General features: G+C 50.3%; 20 protein-coding genes. 17 read left to right on the forward strand and 3 right to left on the reverse strand.

What is annotated here, in order from left to right:
• Positions 1-138: 138 nt before the first annotated feature.
• On the reverse strand, positions 139-2,007 hold the full coding sequence (locus FHS19_RS16295) for a beta strand repeat-containing protein (RefSeq protein ID WP_183582793.1): 1,869 nt from the start codon (positions 2,005-2,007) through the stop codon (positions 139-141).
• Between the two features lie 179 nt (positions 2,008-2,186).
• Here FHS19_RS16295 and FHS19_RS16300 point away from each other — a divergent pair, with 179 nt between their 5' ends.
• The 8 genes from FHS19_RS16300 to FHS19_RS16335 all read left to right on the forward strand — a co-directional run bounded on the left by FHS19_RS16300 (position 2,187) and on the right by FHS19_RS16335 (position 15,851).
• On the forward strand, positions 2,187-8,261 hold the full coding sequence (locus tag FHS19_RS16300) for a CLIPPER-2 domain-containing protein (RefSeq protein WP_446686412.1): 6,075 nt from the start codon (positions 2,187-2,189) through the stop codon (positions 8,259-8,261).
• Positions 8,262-8,622: 361 nt separating this feature from the next.
• Positions 8,623-9,606: a LacI family DNA-binding transcriptional regulator gene (locus FHS19_RS16305; RefSeq protein ID WP_183582795.1), complete on the forward strand. Its 984-nt coding sequence runs from the start codon at positions 8,623-8,625 to the stop codon at positions 9,604-9,606.
• A gap of 5 nt (positions 9,607-9,611) precedes the next feature.
• Complete coding sequence (locus tag FHS19_RS16310; protein WP_183582796.1) at positions 9,612-10,547, forward strand: carbohydrate ABC transporter permease; 936 nt, start codon at positions 9,612-9,614, stop codon at positions 10,545-10,547.
• An 11-nt stretch (positions 10,548-10,558) separates the two neighbouring features.
• Entirely contained in the window at positions 10,559-11,383 is an 825-nt protein-coding gene (locus FHS19_RS16315) for a carbohydrate ABC transporter permease (RefSeq protein WP_183582797.1), read from the forward strand.
• 116 nt (positions 11,384-11,499) lie between these two features.
• Positions 11,500-12,960 carry an ABC transporter substrate-binding protein gene (locus FHS19_RS16320; RefSeq protein ID WP_183582798.1) on the forward strand — a complete coding sequence of 487 codons (1,461 nt, stop codon included), beginning with the start codon at positions 11,500-11,502 and terminating at the stop codon, positions 12,958-12,960.
• A gap of 27 nt (positions 12,961-12,987) precedes the next feature.
• Complete coding sequence (locus FHS19_RS16325; RefSeq protein WP_183582799.1) at positions 12,988-14,343, forward strand: sulfatase family protein; 1,356 nt, start codon at positions 12,988-12,990, stop codon at positions 14,341-14,343.
• Between the two features lie 405 nt (positions 14,344-14,748).
• Positions 14,749-15,195 carry an NUDIX hydrolase gene (locus FHS19_RS16330; RefSeq protein ID WP_183582800.1) on the forward strand — a complete coding sequence of 149 codons (447 nt, stop codon included), beginning with the start codon at positions 14,749-14,751 and terminating at the stop codon, positions 15,193-15,195.
• 329 nt (positions 15,196-15,524) lie between these two features.
• On the forward strand, positions 15,525-15,851 hold the full coding sequence (locus FHS19_RS16335; protein WP_183582801.1) for a hypothetical protein: 327 nt from the start codon (positions 15,525-15,527) through the stop codon (positions 15,849-15,851).
• 296 nt (positions 15,852-16,147) lie between these two features.
• Here the strand turns inward: FHS19_RS16335 and FHS19_RS16340 are convergent, their stop codons facing one another.
• The gene (locus FHS19_RS16340; RefSeq protein WP_183582802.1) at positions 16,148-16,915 is read right to left on the reverse strand and encodes a helix-turn-helix transcriptional regulator; all 768 of its coding nucleotides are present in this window, start codon (positions 16,913-16,915) and stop codon (positions 16,148-16,150) included.
• Between the two features lie 153 nt (positions 16,916-17,068).
• Between FHS19_RS16340 and FHS19_RS16345 the strand changes: the two genes are divergently transcribed.
• The 3 genes from FHS19_RS16345 to FHS19_RS34895 all read left to right on the forward strand — a co-directional run bounded on the left by FHS19_RS16345 (position 17,069) and on the right by FHS19_RS34895 (position 18,971).
• Entirely contained in the window at positions 17,069-17,767 is a 699-nt protein-coding gene (locus tag FHS19_RS16345) for a class I SAM-dependent methyltransferase (RefSeq protein ID WP_183582803.1), read from the forward strand.
• A 329-nt stretch (positions 17,768-18,096) separates the two neighbouring features.
• A complete protein-coding gene (locus FHS19_RS34890) occupies positions 18,097-18,525 on the forward strand; it encodes a helix-turn-helix domain-containing protein (protein ID WP_246426587.1) in 429 nt (142 codons plus the stop codon).
• Positions 18,492-18,971: an MmyB family transcriptional regulator gene (locus FHS19_RS34895; RefSeq protein ID WP_312887240.1), complete on the forward strand. Its 480-nt coding sequence runs from the start codon at positions 18,492-18,494 to the stop codon at positions 18,969-18,971. Before FHS19_RS34890 ends, FHS19_RS34895 begins: the two co-directional genes overlap by 34 nt.
• A gap of 14 nt (positions 18,972-18,985) precedes the next feature.
• Here the strand turns inward: FHS19_RS34895 and FHS19_RS34900 are convergent, their stop codons facing one another.
• Entirely contained in the window at positions 18,986-19,261 is a 276-nt protein-coding gene (locus tag FHS19_RS34900; RefSeq protein ID WP_246426589.1) for a hypothetical protein, read from the reverse strand.
• A 93-nt stretch (positions 19,262-19,354) separates the two neighbouring features.
• Between FHS19_RS34900 and FHS19_RS34905 the strand changes: the two genes are divergently transcribed.
• From FHS19_RS34905 to FHS19_RS16375, 6 genes are all read left to right on the forward strand, one after another.
• Positions 19,355-19,690 carry an MFS transporter gene (locus tag FHS19_RS34905; RefSeq protein ID WP_246426590.1) on the forward strand — a complete coding sequence of 112 codons (336 nt, stop codon included), beginning with the start codon at positions 19,355-19,357 and terminating at the stop codon, positions 19,688-19,690.
• A 28-nt stretch (positions 19,691-19,718) separates the two neighbouring features.
• Positions 19,719-20,180 carry an MFS transporter gene (locus tag FHS19_RS34910; RefSeq protein ID WP_246426591.1) on the forward strand — a complete coding sequence of 154 codons (462 nt, stop codon included), beginning with the start codon at positions 19,719-19,721 and terminating at the stop codon, positions 20,178-20,180.
• A 92-nt stretch (positions 20,181-20,272) separates the two neighbouring features.
• Complete coding sequence (locus FHS19_RS16360) at positions 20,273-20,572, forward strand: hypothetical protein (RefSeq protein ID WP_183582804.1); 300 nt, start codon at positions 20,273-20,275, stop codon at positions 20,570-20,572.
• A 268-nt stretch (positions 20,573-20,840) separates the two neighbouring features.
• Positions 20,841-21,617, forward strand: coding sequence for an alpha/beta hydrolase (locus tag FHS19_RS16365; RefSeq protein ID WP_183582805.1), 777 nt, complete (start codon positions 20,841-20,843; stop codon positions 21,615-21,617).
• 213 nt (positions 21,618-21,830) lie between these two features.
• Positions 21,831-22,736: a helix-turn-helix domain-containing protein gene (locus FHS19_RS16370; protein WP_204797535.1), complete on the forward strand. Its 906-nt coding sequence runs from the start codon at positions 21,831-21,833 to the stop codon at positions 22,734-22,736.
• Between the two features lie 320 nt (positions 22,737-23,056).
• The gene (locus tag FHS19_RS16375; RefSeq protein ID WP_183583008.1) at positions 23,057-24,283 is read left to right on the forward strand and encodes a serine hydrolase domain-containing protein; all 1,227 of its coding nucleotides are present in this window, start codon (positions 23,057-23,059) and stop codon (positions 24,281-24,283) included.
• Positions 24,284-24,324: the final 41 nt, after the last annotated feature.

A 24,324-nucleotide genomic window follows, 5' to 3' on the forward strand; every position in this document is an offset into this window, starting at 1 on the left:
TACAGAACTATTAATCCTTTTATTTCTTTATCCACTTTGTATCACATCTCTAAGACGAAAAAAACGGCACCCGATGGGGTGCCCTCGTTGGTGGAACAAGTGCTCTGCCGGCGTCGTTTATCACAGATAGTCGAGAAGTTATCCGCTTATAAAGTTGATGTCGTAGTTGTTGACCGGATGATTGGCAATGCTAGCACTAGCGAAGAGGATGTTGGGATGCACAAAGGCCGCGTTGGCTGGTGGGAGAAACGCCGCAGTTGACGTATTGCCGCCAAACACGGCTCCGCTGCCGGTGGTCAGATTATTATAAGTCGTGCCCCCTGTATGGATACCGCCGCCGTTTAGAGCTGTGTTGCCGGCAATCGCTCCGCTTTCCATCACCAAGATACTTACATTGCCTGAGGAGCCCGTGAGATAGACGCCGCCGCCATTCGTGCTAGCCACATTACCGACAACCGCAGCTCCGTCAATGGTGACGAGGGACGGTCCACTAGCCCCTCCGAAGCCGCATATACCTCCGCCATTGCCGGCCCTGTTGCCTTGTTCGCCTCCGATGACGGCGCCCCCGGTGACGGTTATCTGGCAGTTGTTAAAACCAAAAATGCCTCCGCCGTTGACAGTCGCCAAGTTCTCGAAAATTCTGCTTCCGATAACGTTAACTTGACTGGAGGCACCGCCGCCGTAAATGCCGCCGCCATTACTGGTCGTTGAGTTGCCGCTGATGATGCTGCTGCCAACGGTAATTTGACTGCTTGTGTTCCCGAAAATGCCTCCGCCGCCGTTGCTCGTGCTATTGCTGGCAGTTGATACGTTATTGCTGATCGTGCTGTCATGAATTTCGATTGTACTGAAATTTCCGCCATAAATGCCGCCACCGTTGCTGTTAGTTCGGTTGCCGATGATATCGCTGTCGCTGACTATTATGGCGGCGCGAGCCGTTGTGGATGAATTGACATAAACGCCACCGCCGTTGATTGCCGAACTGTTTCCGCTGATTGTGCTTCTGCTGATAGAGACGGCAACGGCCGTGGTTGCGGATAAATTGATGTAAATCCCTCCGCCGCTGCCGCTGGATGTGGTTTCGTTACCGGAGATCGTGCCGCCGCTGATAAGGATGGAGGCAGAGGTTGCGGCGATGGTGGAATTGATGCTAATGCCGCCTCCGTTGCCTCTAGGCAAAATATTACGGCTGATGGTACCGCCAGTCATCGTAAAGGGACCGTTGGAGACGAACACGCCGGCGCCGAAAGTAGATGACGGGTCTCCTGTAGGGCCAATGCTCAAAGATGTATTCTCACTAATCGTCCCGCCAGCCATCGTAAAGCCTGCGCCGCTTCCACAGCTTACACCGCCGCCGTTAATGGCTGCCGTGTTCCTACTTATGAGGCCGCCGTTGATGGTCACCGAGCTCGAAGTGGTTGCGCTGATACCGCCGCCGCTCCCGGTTGTGTTGCTTGTGGCTCTATTTCCGGTGATGATTCCGCCGTTCATGATAAAAATGCTCGCAGGCCCGTTCACGTAAAAGCCGCCGCCGCCGTTAGTCCCTGTCTTCGTATTATCGCGGATCGTCGCGCCATCGACGATCACCGTGCCCCCATTGACGCAGGTAATTCCACCTCCTTCAGCAGCTGTGCTGGTAAAGCAGTTGAACACTTCGGCACCTGCATTCAAATAAAGAACCCCGCCGGCGATCGAGGCGGTGCCAACGGTTACACCGCCGAATCTGCTGGTGGTAGTCACACCGTTCCAGTTCCCATTCAGCAAGATGTTCTCAAGTGTCAAGGTTCCGTTGACGATAAAATGAAACCCGCTCGTGCTTTTGGTTAATGTCCAAAGGCCATTGGCGTCCGACGTAATGACAATGTTCTTCCCGCTTGCAATCGTAAGCGCGTTTCCGAAGTTTGAAATATCTCCGGTCACTTCAATCGTAAATTGAGTACCATCGGCAGGTGCGCTGCTGATGGCGGCGGACAAACCTGCATAAGTATTCACCGATTCATTCGCCATTGCTTTTCAGCCCCTGTCCTATGTTCATGTGTATTGACTTGTTCATTTAATCCCTGCTTTAATTTATGATTTGAAATTACTCCTTTTAAATTATGTGCATTGTTTATCTTTTGTGAGGAAGTACCAGATGGCACTCGGTGAATATATTATATGCAAATACCTATTCAGGAGGCCCATTCATGTCAACTGTTGGAACCCATCGGCGAACCGTTACTGAAAATTACAATAAACTTCCTTTGGCCTTTGTTGCCAATACCGGCCAAGCTAGTGCAAACATACGATTTTTAGCAAATCGATTGGGATGTGGGGTTGGCTTTACTCCCAAAGAGGCTATATTTGTGTTCAATGGGGATGCACGTGAAGAGCGGGAAGGGCGGGCACTTTCCTTGGAATTTCTCCGCGCTAGCCCGGCAGTAAAGCTCGAAGCTCGCCGCCAAGGCCTGGAGAAGATCAACTACTTGCTCGGAAACGATCCTGCAAAGTGGCAAACCGGTCTCTCCGCTTACCGGGAAATTATCTATCGGGAGCTATGGCAAGGTGTCGATATGATCTTCTTTGGAGAGGGCGGAAAGCTGAAATACGAACTTGTTGTTCAGCCCGAAGCCAAACTGGACAGCATTCAATTCGCCTACCGCGGCGCAGACCGATTATCTTTGGACAAGGAAGGAAATCTTCTTATTCATACCCCGTTCGGTGTCTTGACTGAGGAACGCCCCGTAAGCTTTCAGCAGATTGCGGGTAAAAGGGCAGCCGTGGAAAGCCGGTTTGTGATCAAGCAAAGCGAACCGGGCACGTGTGTCTACGGATTCGAAATCGACGAATTCCATCCCGGCTATGCTTTGATCATTGATCCGGCCCTTGATTATTCCACCTATCTGGGCGGCAGTGGTACGGAGACCGGTTTTGCCATCGCGGTTGACGGTGCAGGCAATGCCTATGTGACGGGACAAACGGTTTCCTCCAATTTCCCGCTCACTTCGGGAGCCTTTCAGGCAACCTTTGCCGGCTCTTCGGACGCTTTCGTGACCAAATTGAATGCCCATGGCTCCGGCCTTGTTTATTCTACGTTTATTGGCGGCAGCGGCCTTGAGATCGGTTTTGGCATCGCGGTCGACAGTGCAGGCAACGCCTATGTGACGGGGCAAACACAATCCACTAATTTTCCCGTTACCAACGGCGCCTTACAAACTCTATTGGGCGGTGGCTCGGACGCGTTCGTAACCAAATTGAACGCCGACGGCTCCGCGCTCGTCTATTCTACTTATCTTGGCGGCAGTTCCGGGGATGTCGGCAATGCGATCATTGTTGACGGGACGGGCAACGCTTACGTAACGGGGTCAACAGCATCCACCAATTTCCCCACCACATCAGGGGCATTTCAGACTACGGGTGGAGGCGCTTTGGCCGATGTATTCGTTACAAAGCTGAACGCCGATGGCACCGCGCTTGATTATTCCACCTACCTTGTCGGCAGTAGTCTTGATGAAGGTTTTGGTATCGCAGTCGACGGTTCAGGCAACGCCTTCGTGACGGGACGCACTCTTTCCGCTAATTTTCCGACCACGCCGGGGGCGTTTCAGATCGCGTCTGCTGGAAGTGCAGATGCCTTCGCATTCAAATTGAATGCCGGAGGTACCGCGCTAATGTATTCCACCTACCTAGGCGGAAGCGGGAGTGATACCGGCAAAGCCATCGCTATTGACGGTTCAGGCAATGCTTATATAGTGGGGCTTACCTTTTCGGCTGATTTTCCAGTCACCCCAGGCGCGTTTCAGCCCTCTTTTGGCGGCGTTTCGGACGTTTTTGTGACCAAATTGAGTTCGGATGGTACCTCGCTTGTCTATTCTACTTATCTTGGCGGAAGCGGGAGTGAAGACGGAACCGGAATCGAGGTCCTCGCAGGCAGCGCTTATGTGACGGGGAATACCGGCTCTAGTGATTTTCCCGTCACGCCAGACTCTATTCAGCCAACATTATCTGGGGGAAGCGACGTTTACTTGACCCAATTCGACGTAACCGGCTCCTCACTTGTCTTTTCTACCTACTTTGGCGGCAGTTCGAACGACGGTGCTACGAGCATTGCGGTTGATGGTTCAGGCAGCGCCTACCTGACGGGACAAACCGTATCTCTGAATTATCCGATCACACCGGGAGCGTTTCAGCAATCTTTAGCCGGAGGGGGCGATTCCTTCGTTACGAAGATCGGAGCGAATGCAGAGATATCATTACTGAAATTTCCGGATCGATTCGAAGTCCGACCGGGAGAGACGGTGACCTTTTTTATCGAAATAACCAACCCAAGCGTCGTGACGCTTACGAATGTAAGGATTGAGGATCCGCAGCTCGGCTTTTTTACAGTGCTGCCTGAATTGCCTCCATTTGCAGTGCAAATTTTCGAGGTTTTCTTCCATGTTCCGCCGGAAGCACCTCCGGGATTTATTACGAATGTCGTAACGGTAATATCCGATCAAATTCCTGAACCGCAATTTACAAAGTCGGAAATCCTCGTCACGGAAGCACCTGCCCTCCTGCTTACCAAGACCGTGAACCCACCCGCCGCGGCCCCGGGAGAATTGGTCATCTTCACGATCACCATCCAGAACATGGGAAATGTCGGCTTGATCAACGTACGGATTACCGATCCGCTCATCGGGCTCGATGAAACCATCAACGAAATTTTGGTGGGGGAAACGGTCACGATCAATTGGCCGTTTGTCATCCCGCCTGAAGCGTTGGCCGGAGTCACGATTGCCAACCTGGTACAGGTTACCGCTGACAATCTGCCTGAACCCGAGACCGTGGGTGCGGTTGTCGAGGTCCTCGCCGTTCCGCGCCTCACGCTGACCAAAACCGCAGACCGCACCGCGGTGCCTCCGGGAGAAACGGTTACGTTCACCATAACCCTATCCAACAGCGGGAACAGCGATTTAACGAACATATCCGTCACGGACGATTTAACCGGATTTAGCACCGTTATTCCCCTGATTGCGGTTGGACAGACGGATATTTTGCATGTGCCGTTCTTTGTTCCGCTGGAGTCGCCGCCGCAGACGTACATCAATACGGTTACGGCCGTGAGCAATGAGACGGAACCTGTAACCACCAGCGCCGAAGTGACCGTATCAGCCCGCCCGCTGCTAGGGGTCAGCAAGGTGCCGTCATCCTTAACCGTCACGCCGGGCGAGACGATTACCTACACGATCACGCTGTCGAATATCGGCAACGTTCCGCTGACCAGTATCCGGCTCGCTGATCCGCTGCTCGGGCTTGATCAGACGCTTGGGACGATTGAAGTCGGAGAGACCACGGAGCTGACGATCCCTTTCACCCTACCGCAGGGAACGCCGATCGGATCGGATATCGTCAACCTGCTTACGGTTACCTCGGCGGAGGCTGGAACGCAGGAGGTCGAATCCACCGTAACTGTTACGGGCGCCGGGCTTTCGCTTAGCAAACAGGCGGACCTGGCGGTGGCTTTTCCCGGCGAGACCATCACTTACACGCTGACGGTCACGAATCTAATGGTCGGACAACAGACGAATGTGATCCTTAGAGATCTGCTATTGGGCCTGAGTGAAACGGTACCGGTCCTGCTCTCCGGCGAAACGATTACCCAAACCGTGACGTTCACCGTGCCATTGGATGCGCCTGCTGGCAGTGTCATCACTAACACGTTTACGGTTTCGTCGGATCAAACGCCGCCGCAGGAAACGACGGCCGAAGTGGTCATACGAGCATTTCCCGTCACGTCTCTGGTTCTACACAAGCTTCCGGACCGTAATACAGCTTTTCCTGGTGAGACGATCACTTATACGCTGACGGTTACGAATTTGCTGCCCATTCCGCAGACGAATGTAGTTTTGGCGGATCCACTTCTGGGTCTGAGCGAAACGGTACCGGTCCTGCTACCTGGGGAAACGATCACCCGCACCGAGACGTTTCCCGTTCCTCCGGTTACGCCAGCTGGTAGTGTCATCACCAACACGTTTACGGTTTCGTCGGATCAATCGCCGCAGTTGATTACGACGGCAGAGGTCGCCGTGCAGGCTCTGCCCGGGCCAGGATTGGTCATTCAAAAGCTTCCCGACCGCAATGGAGTGGTTCCCGGCGAAACTATCACTTACACCCTGACGGTTACGAATTTGCTGGCCGTTCCGCAAACGAATGTAGTCCTGACGGATACGCTGCTGGGCCTGAACGAAACGGTACCGGTCCTGCTACCGAGCGAAACGATTACCCGCACTGCATCGTTCCCCGTACCATTGGATACGCCGATTGGCAGTACCATTACCAACACGTTTACGGCTTCGTCGGATCAAACGCCGGTGCTGGAAACGACGGCCGAGGTTATCGTACAGTCGGCGCCCGGACCGGGGTTGGTCATTCACAAACTGCCGGACCGCAATGTGGTTTTCCCTGGCGAGACGATCACTTACACGCTAACGGTAACAAACCTGCTGGCGGTTCCGCAGACGAATGTAGTCTTGGCGGATGCGATGCTGGGCCTGAGCGAAACGGTACCGGTCCTGCTCGCGGGCGAAACGACCACCCGAGCCGCGACATTCACCGTACCTGTGGGTACGCCAATGGGCAGTACCATTATCAATACGTTCATGGTTTCGTCGGATCAAACGCCGGCAATAGAGACGACGGCCAATGTCGTCGTGCAGGCATTCCCCGTTCCGTCTCTAGTCATTCAGAAGCTGCCGGACCGCAACGCGGTTTTCCCTGGCGAGACGATCACGTATACGCTGACGGTAACGAACCTGCTGAGCATTCCGCAGACGAATGTAATCCTGACAGATGAGCTGCTGGGCCTGAGCGAAACGGTAGCGGTCCTGCTTGCGGGCGAAACGATTACCCGAACCGTGACGTTCACCGTGCCATTGGATGCACCTGCTGACAGTGTCATCACCAACACGATCACGGTTTCGTCCGATCAAACGACGCCGCTGGAGACGACGGTTGAGGTCGTCGTAGAATCAGCACTAGGGGTGGAAACGACGCTGGAGGTATTGAAGCTTCCGGACCGCAATGAGGCAGCGCCAGGCGAAACGGTTCATTATACAGTACTGGTCACGAACACCGGCAGCAATCCGGCGACGAATGTGGTCGTCAACGATTCGCTGACGGGAACGATGGAGACAATTGCGGCGATCGCGCCGGGCAATACGGCAGTGGTAACTTTTGCATTTACGATCCCCGTAACGGCAGTGAACGGAACCGTCATAGCGAACCGCGTGACCGCTACTTGGACGGAGCAGCCTCCGGGTTCTCCTCCGGCGCAAAGCGAAACACGCGTCACGGTCGCCGATCCGATAGTCCTGCTGGAATTGGACGTTCAGGGCCATCCGTCAACAGCGAACCCGGGAAGGACGGTGATCAAGACGATCACGATCACGAATGTAACAGGCCGGACGGTTACGCACATCCGTGTCTCCGATTCGCTTGTCGGCTTCCGGACCGTCATCGCGTCACTGGCGCCCGGCGAGCAGCGTGTGTTCAACCTGCCCTTTGCGATTCCGGCAGGGACGACCGGCGGGACGGTATTCCCGAACATCGTCACGATCATATCTGATCAAACCCCGCTACAGCAGGAGACGGTATTCATTAACACGACAGTGATCCCGGATGCCGAACTGACCGAAACGGTCGACCGGGCTCAAGGCCGGCCGGGGGAAACCGTGATTTTCACCATCCAGGTACGCAATACGGGAAACGTCGCGCTTACCAACGCAGTACTGACTGCCCCGCTTTTGGGCATCCAATTTCATATCTCACGATTCGAAGTTGGTGCAATCGAAACCATCCAAGTACCGTTCGTCCTTCCGAACGTGAATCAAACCACAGTGATCATCAGTCCGGTCACGTTCTCATCGGATAACGGGCCGTTCAGAACGGCAAGTGCATCGGTCGAGGTGATTGTGGAGGCCCAAGTAGCCGATGCTCAACTGACCGAAACGGTAGACCCGAATCAAGGCCGGCCGGGGCAAACCGTGATTTTCACCATTCAAGTCGTGAACACAGGAAACATCACGCTCTTTAACGGAAAATTAATCGCTCCGCTGCTGGGCGTGCAACAACAGATTGACCGTTTAGACCCTGGCACAGGAAAAACGCTCCATGTATCGTTTATCCTTCCGGATGTAAAAGAAAATACCACAATCACGAGTCCGGTGACTTTCACTTCTGATAATGGACCGACCAGACGGGCAAGTGCCTCTGTGCTTGTGATCGCGGAAGAAGAGGAGTGAAGGAGGATACCCCGGCCTATAATGAACCGGGGTATTACTCCGTTGATCCAAAAAGCGGTTCTTTGCTGTTAAGACCATTGAAAATTTCTTGAAGTTGTTAAAAAATGGGGGGGAATCGTCTCGAAAATGTGGCTTGGGCTGTAAAACCGCAATTTCATCGGAGGGAGCAGTCTTTCGAAAATCAAGTTGACTGGTTTTATTAGAGTTGTTACAATAAACCAAGAAAATAAATAGGTATTATTAAATTTAACATTAGTTAACCGGATCACCGGAGACACGCGATTGAAGCGATGTCTCCTTTTTTGCGTTTTTCGGTACTGTACCGAAAACGTTCCGAAAATGAGAAGGAGGAGGAAATTTCATGAATATTCGAAAAATCGCCGAGTTGTGCAACGTGTCGGTTTCTACCGTATCCCGCATTCTCAACAACAAGCCCGACGTCAATGCGAAGACGCGAGAGAAAGTGATTCGCCTCATGAACGAATATGGCTTCCAGCCTACTGTCGTTACCAATCGTCAGGAAATGATCGGTATCGTAACGCCAGTGGTATCGTTACCGGAATACATGGGCGAGCTCATGAACGGGATCATGGAGAAAGCCTATACGCTCGATTTGTACCTGACATTGGTTCCCTATCATGGCAAAGTCTTCAAGGATGCTGGTTCAGTCGCGCATTTTTGCCGATCAAACGGATTAAAGGGTTTAATCGTGATTAATCCGCCTCTCCAATCTTCCCTGCCACAGGCGCTAGTCGCGAGTCGAATTCCCCACGTCGTCGTAGCCGCAGCCTACCCGAAAACCGACCTGTCTTGGGTCGACGTCGATAACGCCGATGGCTGCAGGCAGGCCGTGCGGCATTTGCTCCAGCTGGGTCATAGAAGAATCGTGTTATTCCATGCGCCTGTCATTCACCCGTGCGATGCAGATCGGGTGCGGGGATATTACGAAGCGTTACAGCAGGAGGGCATCGAAGTCAACCCCAGCTGGATTCAGGAGTTGAATGCTTATCGCGAACCAGTTAAGGATACGGTCAAGAGAGTGATGGAAGAAATCAAGCCCACCGCCGTTTTCTGTACGACGTACCGAGGCACGCTGGCCGTCAGTGGCGAGCTTCAGGTTCTGGGACTGCGCATACCGGAGGACATTGCTATTGCAGGCTTTGGCGACTATGACGTATCGCCGCTGATGAATCCACCGATGACGACGGTGCACCAGCCGATTGCGAACATCGGAAGAACGGCCGTCATCGTTTTCGATGAACTGATTAGGCAAGACGACTATGTTCGAATTCAAAAGTTACTGCCGGCGCGGTTAATCGTGCGCGCGTCTACTAAGGGGGAATGAAGCCCATGTCAACCGCTCTACCGAGCACGGACGCCAAGATGAACAAAATTGGACGACTTCGTAAAATGTGGCGCGTTCGTCACGCCTATTTCTTCCTGATTCCGGTTTTCACGTTGCTCGGCACGTTCAAATACGGTCCGCTTTTAATCGCTATGCAGAAATCGTTCTTCGACTGGAACGGCGCGAACGTCAACCGGTTCGTCGGCTTTGCGAATTACGCCAAGGTGCTCCATGACGACTCGTTCCTAGGGTCGATAGACAATGTCATCGCGTTGACTGCCGGCGCGCTGATCGAATCGCTGACGCTTCCGTTGCTCGCTGCCGTGCTCGTCTTTCATATTCGGCGCAAGCGGCTGGCGGAATGGGCCCGTGTGCTGTTCATTGTACCGTTAATCGTACCAAGCCTCGTCGTCATCAAAATCTGGACCTGGATCTACGACGGACAGAATGGCATCCTCAATAGTCTGTTAAAGCAGATTGGCTTGGACGGCTGGACCCATGCCTGGTTGGGCGAGAGCGAGACCTCGCTATGGGCGCTGATTTTCTACAATTTCCCATGGATCGGCGGCATCTATTTCTTAATCTATCTTGCCGGTCTGATGAATATTCCGGCGGAGCTCTTCGAGAGCGGCAGCCTTGACGGCGTGAACGTCTGGCAGCGATTCAGATACCTGGAGTTGCCGCTCATCCGTGGACAAATCCGCCTCGTCTCGCTACTCGTGATCATCGGACAACTACAAAACTTCGAACTTCCGCTGATTTTGACAGGAGGCGGACCCGGCGAATCTTCGCTGACACCGGCGCTCTATCTATATGACCGGGCGTTCACGTACAACGAGATGGGGTACGCGTCTGCGCTTGGGATTGTGCTGTTCGCTGGTATTTTGCTTCTGACGCAAGCGGTACAGAAGCTAATTAAATCTTCCGAGTCATCGGATTAGGAGGGATGCTTATGGTTGCAAGAACGACCTTCCGGTCAATTGTCCATTATGCCGTCTTGGCGGTGCTGCTATTTGCCACCATATTTCCGTTCTATATGACCTTAATCAATTCGTGGAAACACCGTATGGACATCTACAAGCATTTCTGGGGCTGGCCTACTAACTTTTACGTTGACAATTACAAAACCGCTGCCGATTACCTGCTGCCATATATGCTGAATTCATTTGTCGTTGCCATCGGTATCGTGCTTACGGTACTCATCTTATCATCCATGGCTGCCTTTTCTTTCGCTGCTTACGACTTTCCCGGGAAGGGTGCGCTGTACGTACTTGTTATCATGATGATGATGATTCCGGGCTTCTTGCTGCTGGTCCCACAGTTTACCTTGGTGAAGTCGATGGGGCTGCTGAATTCGTACAGCGGCCAAATCCTGCCCCCCGCCGCAGTCGGCTCCGCGATGGGCACGATGCTGATCCGCGAGTTTCTGGCGGGGCTGCCGGCCGGCTTGTTTGAATCGGCGCAACTGGACGGGGCCAGCTCTTGGCGGATCTTCGGTCGAATTGCGCTGCCTCTGGCGAAGCCGATCCTTTCGGTTGTTGGCATTCTGACGGCCATCAGCGGCTGGAACAACTACATCTGGCCGCTGGTCATCATTTCCGACGAGAAGCTGAAGCCGGTTATTCTGGTGCTTGGCAAGATCTCCGGTACGGTTGAACAGGGAACGGGGCTGCAGTTAGCTGGATACGTATTCTCTTCCTTGCCATTTCTCGTCCTGTTTCTGTTCGCAACCAAGCCGTTTATCTCTGGTCTAACGTCCGGCGCTATGAAAGGCTGATCGTTCAAGCCACGATTCTGGATAGGAGGTGAGAGGCACTCGTTCACGACAGAGTAACGCTTTGCTTTAATGTTTTATAGCACCAACCTAATACTTAGGATAGGAGAATCTCAACCATGTCATTGAAACGTTTGCAAACCCCCGTGATTCTGGCGATTGGTCTTGCCCTGCTTGCGGGTTGCGCGAATAACGAGGCGCCTCTCGGCACGGATGCGAGCCAATCTGGTAATCCCGGCGGAGTGCAGAGCACCAAAGCCATCATCAACTTCACGACCAGCAAAAGCAAAATCGAGGACGACAACAAGTTTTATGAGAAGCTCATCCGTGATTATAATGCCGATCCGAACGCCAAGGCCGAAGTGAATCTGACACTGGCGAACTGGGGGGAGAACGGGACAGAACAACGTACCTGGGTCACGACACAGCTGATCGGCAACAATGCGCCGGATCTATTCCAGTCCAAGTACTTATGGTCGCAGGAAGACTATGGAAAAGGGCTTGTCGTGGACCTGACCAGCGATTTGTCGCAGCCGAATCCGTACAACGGTGGCGCGGATTGGCGCGATACACTGTCCGATACCGTCATGGCGAACATGCTCGTTCCCGGTACCGATAAATATGCAGGCATTCCTACGTATTCTGGGACGATCCGACTCTTCTACAACAAGGATCTCTTCGAGAAAGCCGGCGTGTCGGCGCTCCCGGAAACCTGGAACGACTTTCTGGCTGTACAGGATCAAATCCAGAAGGAGGGCATTACGCCGATGGCGATCGGCTTTGCCAAGCAAGGTGGCGACCGTCCCGACTGGATGCTGCGGTATTTGTCCGATCAGACGGTCGAACGACTTATCCCTCAAATGGATTTGGACAAAAACAAGTTGATTGGCTCTAATGAAATCGTCGCTGCGATTGAAGGCGGCCTTCTCGATTTCACAAAGGATCCGTGGAAAAACGTTTTCCTTATCCTGAAGGATTGGACCCGTTATTGGCCCAAAGGGTTCAACGGCATCACCGTGGACGACGCGAATGAGATGTTCCTCCGCGGCGACGCGGCGATGACGCTTGCCTCGCCCGACTTCATCAAGCAGCTGGAGGGTATGAATTACGGTGTGATGCGGGTGCCTTACCTTACGAAGGAGAACCACCCGATGGCAGAGGGCAAATATTACGAAGTGGCTTCCGGCAATCCTGACGGTGTCTATGTTATGCCAAAAACGATCTCGGCAGAGAAGAAAGCGGCAGCCCTCGATTTTCTGATGTACCTGACTTCACCGGCTGTTCAGAAGGAAATCGCTGAGCAGTTGTACCGCGTGCCGGTTTTGAAGGACGCCGAGTTCCCCGACAACATCAAACCGTTTCTTGCAGTTAACGAACCATTCAAGATGAACCTGTTCGGACCGGCATTCAGCAAAAATTTGTATGATACGTTTGGGAAGGACGGGCAGCTTTATCTCGACGGTTCGCTGTCGCTCGACGCCTTCCTCGGCAAGATGAACGAGGTGGCGAAGCAGGAAGCGGCATCACTCATGCAGTCGCAGGGTTGGAATGAAGGGAACGGTTACGGCACAAAAAAATAATGGCCAATGGCAACGAAGGAGCGGTTTATGCGTACGAATCAACAACAGCCCAATGTGATCGTGTTCTTCACGGACCAGCAGCGCTGGGACACAACGGGCGTTCACGGCAATCCACTGGGCCTCACTCCGAATTTTGACCGTATGGCGCAGGAAGGTACCCACGCGGCGTATTCCTTTACCTGCCAGCCTGTTTGTGGTCCGGCCAGGTCCTGCCTGCAGACCGGCAAATATGCAACGACGACGGGCAGCTATCGGAACGGCATCCCGCTTAGCGCGGGACACGACACCCTGGCCGACCATTTCTCCGCGGCCGGTTACCATACCGGTTATATCGGGAAGTGGCACCTCGCTGACGAAGAGCCGGTCCCCACCGGAAAGCGTGGAGGTTATGATTACTGGCTTGCCTCCAACCTGCTCGAGTTCACGTCAGACAGTTACGATACCGTAATGTATAACGGTGACAACGAAGCGGTGAAGCTGCCGGGCTATCGGGTGGACGCGCTCACGGATGCGGCCATCCGATATGTCGACCAGCATCGGCATGACCCGTTCTTCTTGTTTCTCTCGTATATTGAGCCGCATCACCAGAATCACTTGGACAATTATCCTGCACCAATCGGCTACGAGGGCGTTTATACTGGGAAATGGATGCCGCCGGATTTGGCGGCGCTCGGCGGAAGCGCACCGCAGCATCTCGGTGGTTATTACGGTATGGTTAAGCGCCTCGACGAAGCGCTAGGCAGGCTAATCGATGCAGTGCGTAGCTTGGGGTTATCCGATAATACGATCATCTTATTCACATCTGACCACGGTTGTCATTTCAAGACTCGAAACTTGGAATACAAGCGGTCCTGCCACGACAGCTCGATCCGCGTGCCGACTGCCCTCATAGGACCAGGATTCAACGGGGGAGGCAGATTGCAACGACTGGTCAGTCTCGTGGATCTCCCGCCTACTTTGCTTGAAGCGGCTTCCATTCCGGTACCCTCAGAAATGGAAGGGAGATCGCTGCTTCCGACGATCCGCCATAAAGAAGAGAAGGGACCAAACGACGTATTCGTGCAAATCAGCGAAACTCAAGTTGCTCGCGCGATCCGGACGCCGCGGTGGAAGTACGGCGTTACGGCGCCCGACAAGGATGGATGGAACGATGCGGCATCGGATGTATACGTGGAAGAGTTTCTATACGATCTGGAGGCTGACCCGTACGAATTAACAAACCTGGTTGGTCTTGACAGCTACAACGATGTGGCCGCGAAGCTTCGGGATCGGCTGTTGCAGCGCATATCAGAGGTGGAACGCACGAGACCCACTATCGTTCCAGCGGAGGGCAGGCCATCTGGTCAGCGAAAGGTTTCGATTCGCGAGTCAGGCACTGCTTAAATAAAATCATTAATGCGATGCAATCTAATGACAAGAACTCTACCGGTGTTCATCTGGTGGCCTCAGATGTTAAACAAAAAAACCATCGATCGACTAAAGTATAGTATCATTTAATGCCGCTATTTAAGCGGCTTTTTTTGTTTTTATGACATCAAATTTATGCCATTTCGTTTTGACAAGAGCTTGATGTCATTTCCGACTGCATTCCCGATGTGACTATGAAGTGAGTGGTTACGAGTGTCAAATTCAACAAATAAAGAAATTCCGCCGATGGCAACTGCTCCATTGTTCATTTAGCTAACGGGCAGGATATCGCAATAACTTCAGTAAGGAATAGACAGGAACATAGACATTCTACTACGAAATAATAATTCAAATCATACCACTTTCAGAGGAGCAATCATCTTGGGTTATATTATGGAATTAAGACGGCTTATAGGCACACACCCCGTAATCATGGCTGGTGCATGTGTGTTATTAACCGACGATAAGAATCGTTTATTATTACAACGTAGAACCGACAATGGTTTGTGGGGGTTACCTGGCGGCTCATTAGAACCAGGAGAGAGCCTCCCAGATGTAGCTAAGAGAGAACTATTTGAGGAGACGGGTTTAATCGCGAACTCATTAACATTGTTTGATGTGTTTTCAGGCAACGAGTTTTATTACAGATATCCTCATGGTGACGAAGTGTATAATGTTGTGACCGCTTATCTATGTAATGATTATATCGGCACTTTAGAAAAGGATGGAGAAGAAGTGATGGAATTACGCTTTTTTGATTCTAAGGAAATCCCATCTAAAATCAGTCCACCCGATTTACCAATCATCAAGCAATACTTATTAAACTAACGGGTAACGATAGTTGAATAAACGGTCAAGAATAAGCTGCCGGTGCTGATCGGCAGCTTCATTACGCTAACGGCAGGATAGTTCAATCTTTATTTCACCTGGAAAGCTTGTTATTCTGGAGTTAACCATTTGACGGAGGTTTAACAATTTGATTTTAGGTCGATACGAAATTAGATTAGGGCCACTTGTAACAACAGTATTTGATTCTGAAACTAACGACCCAATTGAAATGAATGTCACTTCCAAAGACCAAGCAGAGAAGGAAAGAAGGAAAAATTAAAGGATATAAAGGATACTAAAAAAGATGAGGATTAAAAGATGGTAAAAAGTTGGATAGTGTCATTGTTTTTTCACTTTTGTTAATAATACTCGGATGTGAAAGCAAAAATGATTTGAATATTTCGGGTTCCCCAGATGCATTGAATTTTAATAAGGTTACCTATGTACTAACAAACGAAGAGGTTAGTACAAAAGAGATTGGAGATGAGATGGGGTTTCCTGATAAGAGGAGTATTCATAGAATTAACATTAATTGTTCAGAGTCTAAGGCTCCAAATATTAAATATACCGATAAGTTATATAAATTGAAGGATAATAGAAATACATTTGCAGTTAAAATGAACGACAAATTTTATAAACTTAAATTAGTGGAATAACCAGCTAGTGATAATACTCAGGTGAATTTTACTTGAAACAATTCTGATTTCGTTAACTAAAAAATGAAGAGGGAGCCCCTTTTAGTAGGCTTACCTCTTCTTTTTTTAGTTCATCACTTTAATAACATCACCAAGAGAAGGTTCCACTCCGGAGGAGGCAAGAGACTCAAAGAGGAGCCCCCAAAGCCTCCTCTTTTGTATTAATCATTTCTTTTGTGTAGAACTTTCGGGAATATTCCGCCTGGACCAAAAAACTGAACGTAATGATCATATATTGCAATGAAAATATATGATTCTTAATTAGATTCATTATTTTCGGAAAACAGCTTATCGATTCTAAATTTACTCGGGATTTCGTTAAAGCGTTTTTTAAAGAGATGGCAAAATTGCGACGAGCTGGAAAACCCGCACTCCTGTGAGATTTCGGTAACACTTTTGTTCGTAAGTAGAAGTTTTTCTTTCGCCGATTCCAGCCGCTTTACCAATAAATAATGATGAGGCGAAAAACCGGTCGATTCCTTAAATTTATGTCTGAACCGGTCATAGCTGTAAGCCGTCAGACTAGCAAGAGTTTGCAGGTTTATTTTTTCGTTAAAATGGAGATCCATATAGTTTTTTACATAGGCATGCCACTCTTCTTCATGTGCTTTTCGCTGCCCATTAAGCATTCGATCTAGTTCAATAACCAAATCTTGAACAAGCAATTCTAACCTAAACCTATAATGAATTCTCCCGGTAAACATTTCTTCCTTCATTTGGTTCAAGCGCCTCAATACTTCATTATGAGAGTCGTAGAATACTCCATTTTCAAAAGTCACAGGGAAATCAAAAGAGAAACCGATCGCAATAAATTCCGTCTCCATACTCGTGTGCCGATCATGATTACAGAATGGATTCATAAAAGAGAAGGTGTTTTCATGGTAAGGAAAGGGCCTTTTATCAATATTTGTATATCCAACGCCGGTCCGATAATAAACAATTTCGTAACAGTGATGTCTGTGTAAGTCTTGATAGTGTTGAGGACTTCTTGTTTCATAATACAGATATTCGATCTTTGCGCCCATCGTGTCCTCCTTACGTAATGACATTAGCCATAATCTGCAAATCTTTTAGCCGGATTCCGATAGCTGCAAATGCTTTCTTTCCATTATGATAAAAGAAAATTTACAACAAGACAACGAAGCCATTTTGTATTAAAAACCATAAGGAGGAACAGCATGTCCAAATTTGATTGGTTTTATGATGAAGTTCGGCAGGTAGGGACTGATTTTACGAATATGGAACAGGTTAAAAAATACGATTCAAACATGTCCGATCGATCCGGTGAAGTTAAAAAACTGATTAGTGTCTTGAAGCTGGACGGCTCACAAACCGTATTGGAGATAGGTACCGGTACCGGGAGTATTGCGGTCGGTTTGGCATCTGCGTGCAAACATTTCTATGCAATTGATGTATCAAAGACGATGCTCGAGTATGCGTCTGAAAAAGCACGTCTTCACGAGGTTGATAATATCACATTTAATCATGGAGGTTTTTTGACTTATCAGCATATTAAGGAGCCTATTCATCGAATCATTTCTCATTTCGCCCTTCACCATCTTCCGGATTTTTGGAAATCCATCGCCATCCAAAGAATGTATGATCAATTGGAAGTAGGTGGAGTGCTGTATCTTCAGGATGTCGTATATTCATTTCCGGTTCGAAACTATGAGGAATCGATTGACTCATGGATTGAGGATATGACCCGAAACGGTTCCTCTTTTCAAGAGGCCGAGTGGTGTGCACATGTGAGGGATGAATATTCTACATTTGGATGGATTCTGGAAGGTATGCTTAGAAATTCAGGATTTCTTCTGATGAGTGCAGAATATAGCGGGAATACCTACGCAACATACATGTGTAAAAAAGAAAATTAAAACTTCACTTTAATAGGCATACCACCTGTGAAGTAATCAACAATTGTTTCCACATTCCAACCTTGTTACTATTTATTATCAAGTCGATTTATTAAGAATTTGGAAATATACCATCTTGTGGAAAATACAGGCTCTATCTCGAATCGAAGAAGCCTCTCATTAAGAAAAAATGATTGGGCAGCTCAAGAATTTATCAATTGACTTAAGAGAAAAATTCGTAGAGGTATCACGCCGTGCTGTCCATCGACTGTAAGATCTCCTACGGTAGCGAGATCTGGGGATCGGAGATGGCTGTACCATAAAAAATACTCGTCAGGAGGTTGACCGACATGGAGATGGAACACCAACGCAAATCGATCGGGGAATTTTTGAGAAAAAGAAGATCGGCCCTGTCTCCAAAGCAGTTCGGCATGCCGGAAGGACATACGAGGCGAAGAACGCCTGGCTTACGGCGTGAAGAAGTGGCGGATCTGGCCGACGTCAGTCTGACGTGGTACACATGGCTCGAACAGGGGCGAGAAGTGTCCGCCTTACCCGAAGTGCTGGAGCGAATCGCGGACGCCATGCGCCTCATCTCTGCGGAGCGCGAGTATTTGTACTTGCTGACCGGCCGGTACGCCCTGCCTGAGCAAGATCCACCCGAGCACGAGTTGACCCCCGCTTTTCGCGATTGGGTCGATCGCACGCCATACCCTTTCTCGTTATTGGAGCGCGTAACCGGATCGTGGCATGGAATCGGATCGCCTGCGACGTTCTGACCGACTACTCCGCTATACCGTCCGGTCGGCGGGAAGCACTCCGGCTACTATTCCAAGACCCGGAGTTTCGCACCAAAACGTTCAACTGGGAGCATGTGTCGAAGGTGTCGCTGTCTTTTTTTAGGAAAACGTACGACCGCTTCGCCCGCCTACCGTGGTACTCGAAGTTGGTTGCCGACATACGAAAAGGGAGCCCGGAATTCGCTGAACGGTGGTCTCTACACGAAGTGGCGGACAAGAACGGTCTCCAGATAGAAATTCACCGTTCGGAGATGGGGCGGCTGCAGTTCGAAATGATTACGTTCAATCAGATCAACGATCAGGAACATTTGATGAGCTGCATTTACGCTCCCGTTCCCGGCACGGGAACGCTGGAGAAGATGCTGGAAGCGTCCGGTGCCGGCCCCGTTCCTTCCGCATCGTGGCTGAATCCGGATCGTTGCTAAATTGCTTTCCTTCTTTAAGCGGCAATCAAAGTAGTAGAAATCATGCTAGTTAAAATCGGATCTGTCTCTCTTCTCCTTGGTGATGTATCTTGTAAATCATCATGCGCTGAAAGAGGGTTGGATCTAATGTCATCGACGGAAACCAAAATGCCCGCCGCAACGCTTCGATCCCTGCTAGCCATGGCACTGTGCTCGTTCGCCATAGGAATGGCCGAATTCGTCATTATGGGAATCCTGCCGGATATCGCAACCGACTTGAACGTGTCCATACCGACTACCGGTTCGCTCATTACTGGCCTACTCTCTCGGTGTCGCGCTGACCGCGCCAATTCGTCATTCTCTTGACAGGCAAGTTCTCCAGCCGCAGTCTTCTTCTGTTTCTTATGATTCTGTTCGTCGTCGGCAACGGATTGGCCATCGCCGCTTCTGGCTTCAACATGCTGATGGCCGCCCGCGTACTTGCCTCCCTGACGCACGGCTCCTTCATCGGAGCGGCTGCCGTCGTCGCTTCTGGCATGGTACCAGAGCGCAAGCGAGGCTGGGCTGTATCGATGATCGTGAGCGGCTCCTCGGCCGCGAACATCGTCGGGGTCCCCTTCGGTACGTTCTTGGGGCAATGGTTCGGCTGGCGCTCCGCAGGTGCTTCTCGCTCTAGTCGTCTCGGCACTATGCTTCGGCGGGGTATTCATGACGTTTACGTATATCACCCCGATTCTTGAGCAGATAACTTCGTTTGGAGCGAAATCCGTGAGCTGGATTCTTGTCCTGTTCGGCGTCGGCGTGACGCTGGGTAATTACATTGATGGCCGCCTGGCGGACTGGAAGCTGAACATCTCCCTAATAGCTTTAACGATCGGTTTAGGTGCGAGCCTGCTTGCCCTGACATGGGCATCCCATGGCAAGGCGGCGGCTGTAATTGATGTTTTCCTGCTCGGCATCTTCATCTTCGGCATCCTTCCTTGTCTCACGATCAACGTCATGAATAAGGCCATGGGCGCACCCAATCTGGCGACAACGATGAACGTTTCCGCGCTGCATATCGCCAATGCGACGGGAGCTTGGCTGGGCGGAGTCGTCATTGACAGCAAGTACGGGCTCCACTTCGTCCCTTTGTTCGCCTCGCTCGTGACGGCGCTCGGGGTTGTCGTGACGCAGCTTGGCTTGATGCTGTCGCCGCGAAGTGTAAAAGAACGGGCCAATCTTACGTAGCTATAAATAAAAAGATTACTCGCCAAGAACGATGGCATCCGGAACAATGACGAAGCTAGCGGATACGATGCACGATATGATGGAGGGTTAAGATGAAACGCTTCGTGAAAGCAATTCCCATTATACTGGGCCCCGTACTTCAATATACTTATTTTCCGGAGAATGTCTCTTTGAGCTTCTGGACGAAGAGCTCGTTCGCCGTCAGCATCTTACAAGATGATCGGCACGTGTTGGTCGAGGCGGAACGCACCTTAGTCGTCGGCTATTTCGGCCTCCGGCTGTCGAAAGAACCCGACGATGTGTTTGGTCAGCGCTGCGGTTGTGGCGCTGACCCGGAAAAGGTCTTCGACGTCCTGCCGAGCGTTGATAATTCGCAAGTGTTTCCCTCCTGAAAAAATTAATCCCCCTCGCGGGAGGGGCTTTGTGTGTTTCAAAATCATTATATATACTTTCAAGTGAAGGTTTTGCGGTTATTGCCGTGAATGTCCTTGCACGAAAAGGCGACGAAAGAGAAGATTAGAGTCGGAAGTGTGATGTGCTGAATCTTACCACAGGTAACGGAAAAATTTCTAAAGATGGTGCTGGAGAGAGATCCTTGCAATATCGTTGTAATGTGGCCTCCGTGGTACAGTCATTAACCGCAAAGGAGCAGGAAACTTTATGAAAGAACATGTTTGGATTAATAGCAGAAATAAACGTTTATCCGCCATGCTTCATCAGCAGGAGGGGAGTCATGACCCGGCCATCGTTATTTTTTGTCATGGCTTCACAGGTGAGAAAGTAGGAGGCAGCCAATTTTATTTACATCTTGCAAACGCCATAGAGGCTGCAGGTTATGCCGCACTTAGATTTGATTACGCGGGATCAGGAGAAAGCGAAGGGGAATTTGCTATCGATACGACAGTTACTGGCTGGACAACCGATCTGCAGCATGTCATTGCTTGGGTTACAAGTCAAAAATCTTATGAAAACTCCCCGATTTATATACTTGGCCATAGTTTGGGAGGCTGTATTGCACTGCTTTGTGATGATCCAAAGCATCGGATCGCCGGACGCATCGCTATTGCTCCGGAAGTTTTCCCTGAAGAGAATTATCGCAACTCGATTCTAGGTCCGGTGCTATGGAGAGAGTCAGAGAATGGGAAGATCATTTCTCATTTTTTTGGAAAAAGTTATTCACTGGAGCCCGGTTTTGTACGTGACATGTTGGACAAAAAACACGATCCGATAGAAGCAAGCAAGTCTTATGATTGTCCCGTTCTTCTTATTCATGGTACGGAAGATGATGCGGTTCCATTCAGCGGGTCCAAGTCGTATTACAATCAGTATTCAGGTCCAAAAGAGCTGCACCTCATTGAAGGTGCAGACCATGGCTTCTCGCGACACCTCACAGAACTTAAAGCGTGTATTATAAAATTTTTAAACGTCAACGCCTAAACTCATACCTGCCGTTATAGACAATGCGAGGAAACGTATCACAAATAGTGGTAAAGCGGAGGGCTGAGGTTGTAGTTGATTTAAGGGCTGATAAACGCCTGCCGAATCGTTGCATTCCGGTTAATGAGTACACATATTTTCGGTGATTAGATATAATGCAAAAATCTGGGTCTGGGATTGCACCGTAAATAATGAAAAGGAGGCCAGTACGGAATGACTTTGAAAAGTGACGGCATGGTGTGGTCGTGGCTGGATAGTAAGGCGCGATATATGTCAAACAGCAAGCCTGTTCTGGATAGCCAACATCTAGGGTGGAAGTACATCCATTTTTCTAAATGGGAGAAAGTCGGTCCCCAGGAAGGCTATATAGAAGCAATGCCTAATTATTTGATTACCATGCATACATCGCCCCAGCCGATAAAGACCCTATCACGCTTCGATGGGTGTGATTACGAGAGAGTGATGAAAACCGGCGAAGCTAATTGTTTCGTACCAGGAAATTTTGATTATTTTCGATGGGAGAAAGTTGAAGCTTCCTATAGCTGCATTTTGTTGTCTCCTTCTTTGGTTCATGATGTCGCGTGCCAATTGGATATGACATTTAAATGCCAAGATGAATTAACGAATAAACTTTCTATTTATGATTCCAAACTAGTTCAATTGAGTCAATGGTTGATGGATGAAGTTAATGGCAATGGGGCCAGAGGCAAACTATACATAGAATCATTGTCCAACCTGATGGCCCAGCATCTATTGGAGATAATCGCCAATCCCAGTAAACAACCTTATATTTCCCGAAATTTAACGGATCGGCAAATATCAAGAGTCATTGAGTATATGCATGTCCATTATGATCGAGATATTTCGCTTGAAGAATTGGCTAAGGTGGTCAATTTTAGTCAGACACAGTTGAATCGAATGTTTAAACAATCAACGGGACTAAGTCCTTATCAATATTTCATACACTTAAGGATCGACAAAGCTAAAACGCTAATCAAGAGTCGTGAATTTACGATAGGAGAAATTGCTGTGATGCTCGGATTTGTTGACCAAAGTCATTTGAATCGTCATTTTAAGAAAATTACAGGGTTGTCACCGGGAGAATACATGTCATCTTAATTGGTATAAGGATCACGAGCCACAATTCGTTGTGGCTTTTTATATGGAATAAATTGGTTGTTATATTGTACAAAAAGAAGTTTGTATCTTACAATCCAGCAATTCATAACTCCTATATACTTTTTTTCAGCCTCAATGAAAAGCTCTGTTGGACATAGGTGAGTCAGATTTTGACTATTGCAGATATTCAATCGATTTGTTGCATCGAAAACACCTTTTTGACGAAGGGCTTTCAAGCATGAATAACAAAAAAAGAATTTGTAGTTTAAAACATTAGGGCTAATAAAAAGTAAAGAGAGGGAAACCAGATGCAAAAGATGATGGGACAAAGCAACAGAGGCTTCTCCGAAACAGGGCTGTGCAGAATGCGCGACGTGCTGACACGGCATGTCGTTTCCGGGAAGATTCCTGGGGTCGTCGTCCTGGTCAGCCGGAACGGCGAGACGCACGTCGAAGCGATCGGCACGATGCGCCATGACGGTGGCGCGCCGATGCGCCGGGACACGATCTTCCGTATGGCGTCCACTTCCAAGCCGGTCGCGATGGCGGCGGCGATGGTTCTGCTCGACGAGTGCAAGCTGCGGCTGGATGACCTGGTAGAGCAGTGGCTGCCTGAACTCGCCAATCGGCAGGTGCTGAAACGGCCCGACAGTCCGTTGGACGATACTGTGCCAGCACGGCGGCCGATTACCGTACGGGATCTGCTAACCTCCACGTTTGGGCTCGGCTTGGATTTTACGGCGCTGGGCACTCCGATCATGAACGCGATCCTCGAGAAGAATCTCGCGGCCAATGTACCGCCGATGCCCGATCCGGATGAGTGGATGCGCCGCCTTGGCTCGCTTCCGCTGCAGTACCAGCCGGGAGAGCGCTGGCAATACAACATCAGCAACGATCTACTCGGCGTGCTCGTTGCTAGAGTCACAGGCCAGTCGTATGGAACGTTCCTGCGCGAACGCATCTTCGATCCACTGGGCATGAAAGACACCGGTTTCTACGTGCCCGAAAGCAAGATCGACCGACTGCCGCCCCTCTACGCCCCCGATTCGCAAACCGGAGAGTTCATCGTGTGGGACGAGGCCAAGGGGGGACTCCATAGCCAGCCTCCAGCGTTCGAGAGCGGAGGTGGCGGACTTTCCTCCACCGTCGACGATTATCACGCCTACTTCCGGATGCTGCTGAATAAAGGGATGCACGGGAGCAAACGGATCTTGTCCCGGGCCGCGGTCGAGCTGATGACTACCAACCGCCTTACGCCCGAGCAACAAGCCGTCCGAAACGAAATGGCTACCAACAGCGTCCATATATCATTCGGCCAAGGGCAGCACGGAGGCTGGGGCATGGGGATGGCGGTGCGCACCTACCGCGGCGACTACGCGCCCATTGGCCAGTTCGGCTGGGACGGTGGAAGCGGCACCTCGACCTACGCCGACCCAGAAAATCAGCTCATCGGAATCCTGCTCACCCAACTTGGGTCGACCGTTCCGGATCCGATGCATCTTATGCTCGACTTCTGGACCACGGTCTATCAGGCAATCGAAGATTGACGCCGAGCCCGCGCCTGGTAAGCCCTCAACCCACGACACCG

This window comes from Paenibacillus rhizosphaerae, assembly GCF_014192015.1.
In the GTDB taxonomy this organism is placed as follows: domain Bacteria; phylum Bacillota; class Bacilli; order Paenibacillales; family Paenibacillaceae; genus Paenibacillus_AQ; species Paenibacillus_AQ rhizosphaerae.

Excerpts from the sequence above, each read along its gene's own strand:
- FHS19_RS16295 (WP_183582793.1), bottom strand. The coding sequence starts at position 2,007 with ATGGCGAATGAATCGGTGAATACTTATGCAGGTTTGTCCGCCGCCATC.
- FHS19_RS16320 (WP_183582798.1), top strand. The coding sequence starts at position 11,500 with ATGTCATTGAAACGTTTGCAAACCCCCGTGATTCTGGCGATTGGTCTT.
- FHS19_RS34890 (WP_246426587.1), top strand. The coding sequence starts at position 18,097 with ATGGAGATGGAACACCAACGCAAATCGATCGGGGAATTTTTGAGAAAA.
- FHS19_RS34900 (WP_246426589.1), bottom strand. The coding sequence starts at position 19,261 with ATGAGCGAACCGGTAGTCGGTATGGACACGTTCAAGTCGGTTGCGATA.
- FHS19_RS16370 (WP_204797535.1), top strand. The coding sequence starts at position 21,831 with ATGACTTTGAAAAGTGACGGCATGGTGTGGTCGTGGCTGGATAGTAAG.
- FHS19_RS16300 (WP_446686412.1), top strand. The coding sequence starts at position 2,187 with ATGTCAACTGTTGGAACCCATCGGCGAACCGTTACTGAAAATTACAAT.
- FHS19_RS16305 (WP_183582795.1), top strand. The coding sequence starts at position 8,623 with ATGAATATTCGAAAAATCGCCGAGTTGTGCAACGTGTCGGTTTCTACC.
- FHS19_RS16315 (WP_183582797.1), top strand. The coding sequence starts at position 10,559 with ATGGTTGCAAGAACGACCTTCCGGTCAATTGTCCATTATGCCGTCTTG.
- FHS19_RS16340 (WP_183582802.1), bottom strand. The coding sequence starts at position 16,915 with ATGGGCGCAAAGATCGAATATCTGTATTATGAAACAAGAAGTCCTCAA.
- FHS19_RS16310 (WP_183582796.1), top strand. The coding sequence starts at position 9,612 with ATGTCAACCGCTCTACCGAGCACGGACGCCAAGATGAACAAAATTGGA.
- FHS19_RS34905 (WP_246426590.1), top strand. The coding sequence starts at position 19,355 with ATGATTCTGTTCGTCGTCGGCAACGGATTGGCCATCGCCGCTTCTGGC.
- FHS19_RS16345 (WP_183582803.1), top strand. The coding sequence starts at position 17,069 with ATGTCCAAATTTGATTGGTTTTATGATGAAGTTCGGCAGGTAGGGACT.
- FHS19_RS16365 (WP_183582805.1), top strand. The coding sequence starts at position 20,841 with ATGAAAGAACATGTTTGGATTAATAGCAGAAATAAACGTTTATCCGCC.
- FHS19_RS16360 (WP_183582804.1), top strand. The coding sequence starts at position 20,273 with ATGAAACGCTTCGTGAAAGCAATTCCCATTATACTGGGCCCCGTACTT.
- FHS19_RS16325 (WP_183582799.1), top strand. The coding sequence starts at position 12,988 with ATGCGTACGAATCAACAACAGCCCAATGTGATCGTGTTCTTCACGGAC.
- FHS19_RS16375 (WP_183583008.1), top strand. The coding sequence starts at position 23,057 with ATGGGACAAAGCAACAGAGGCTTCTCCGAAACAGGGCTGTGCAGAATG.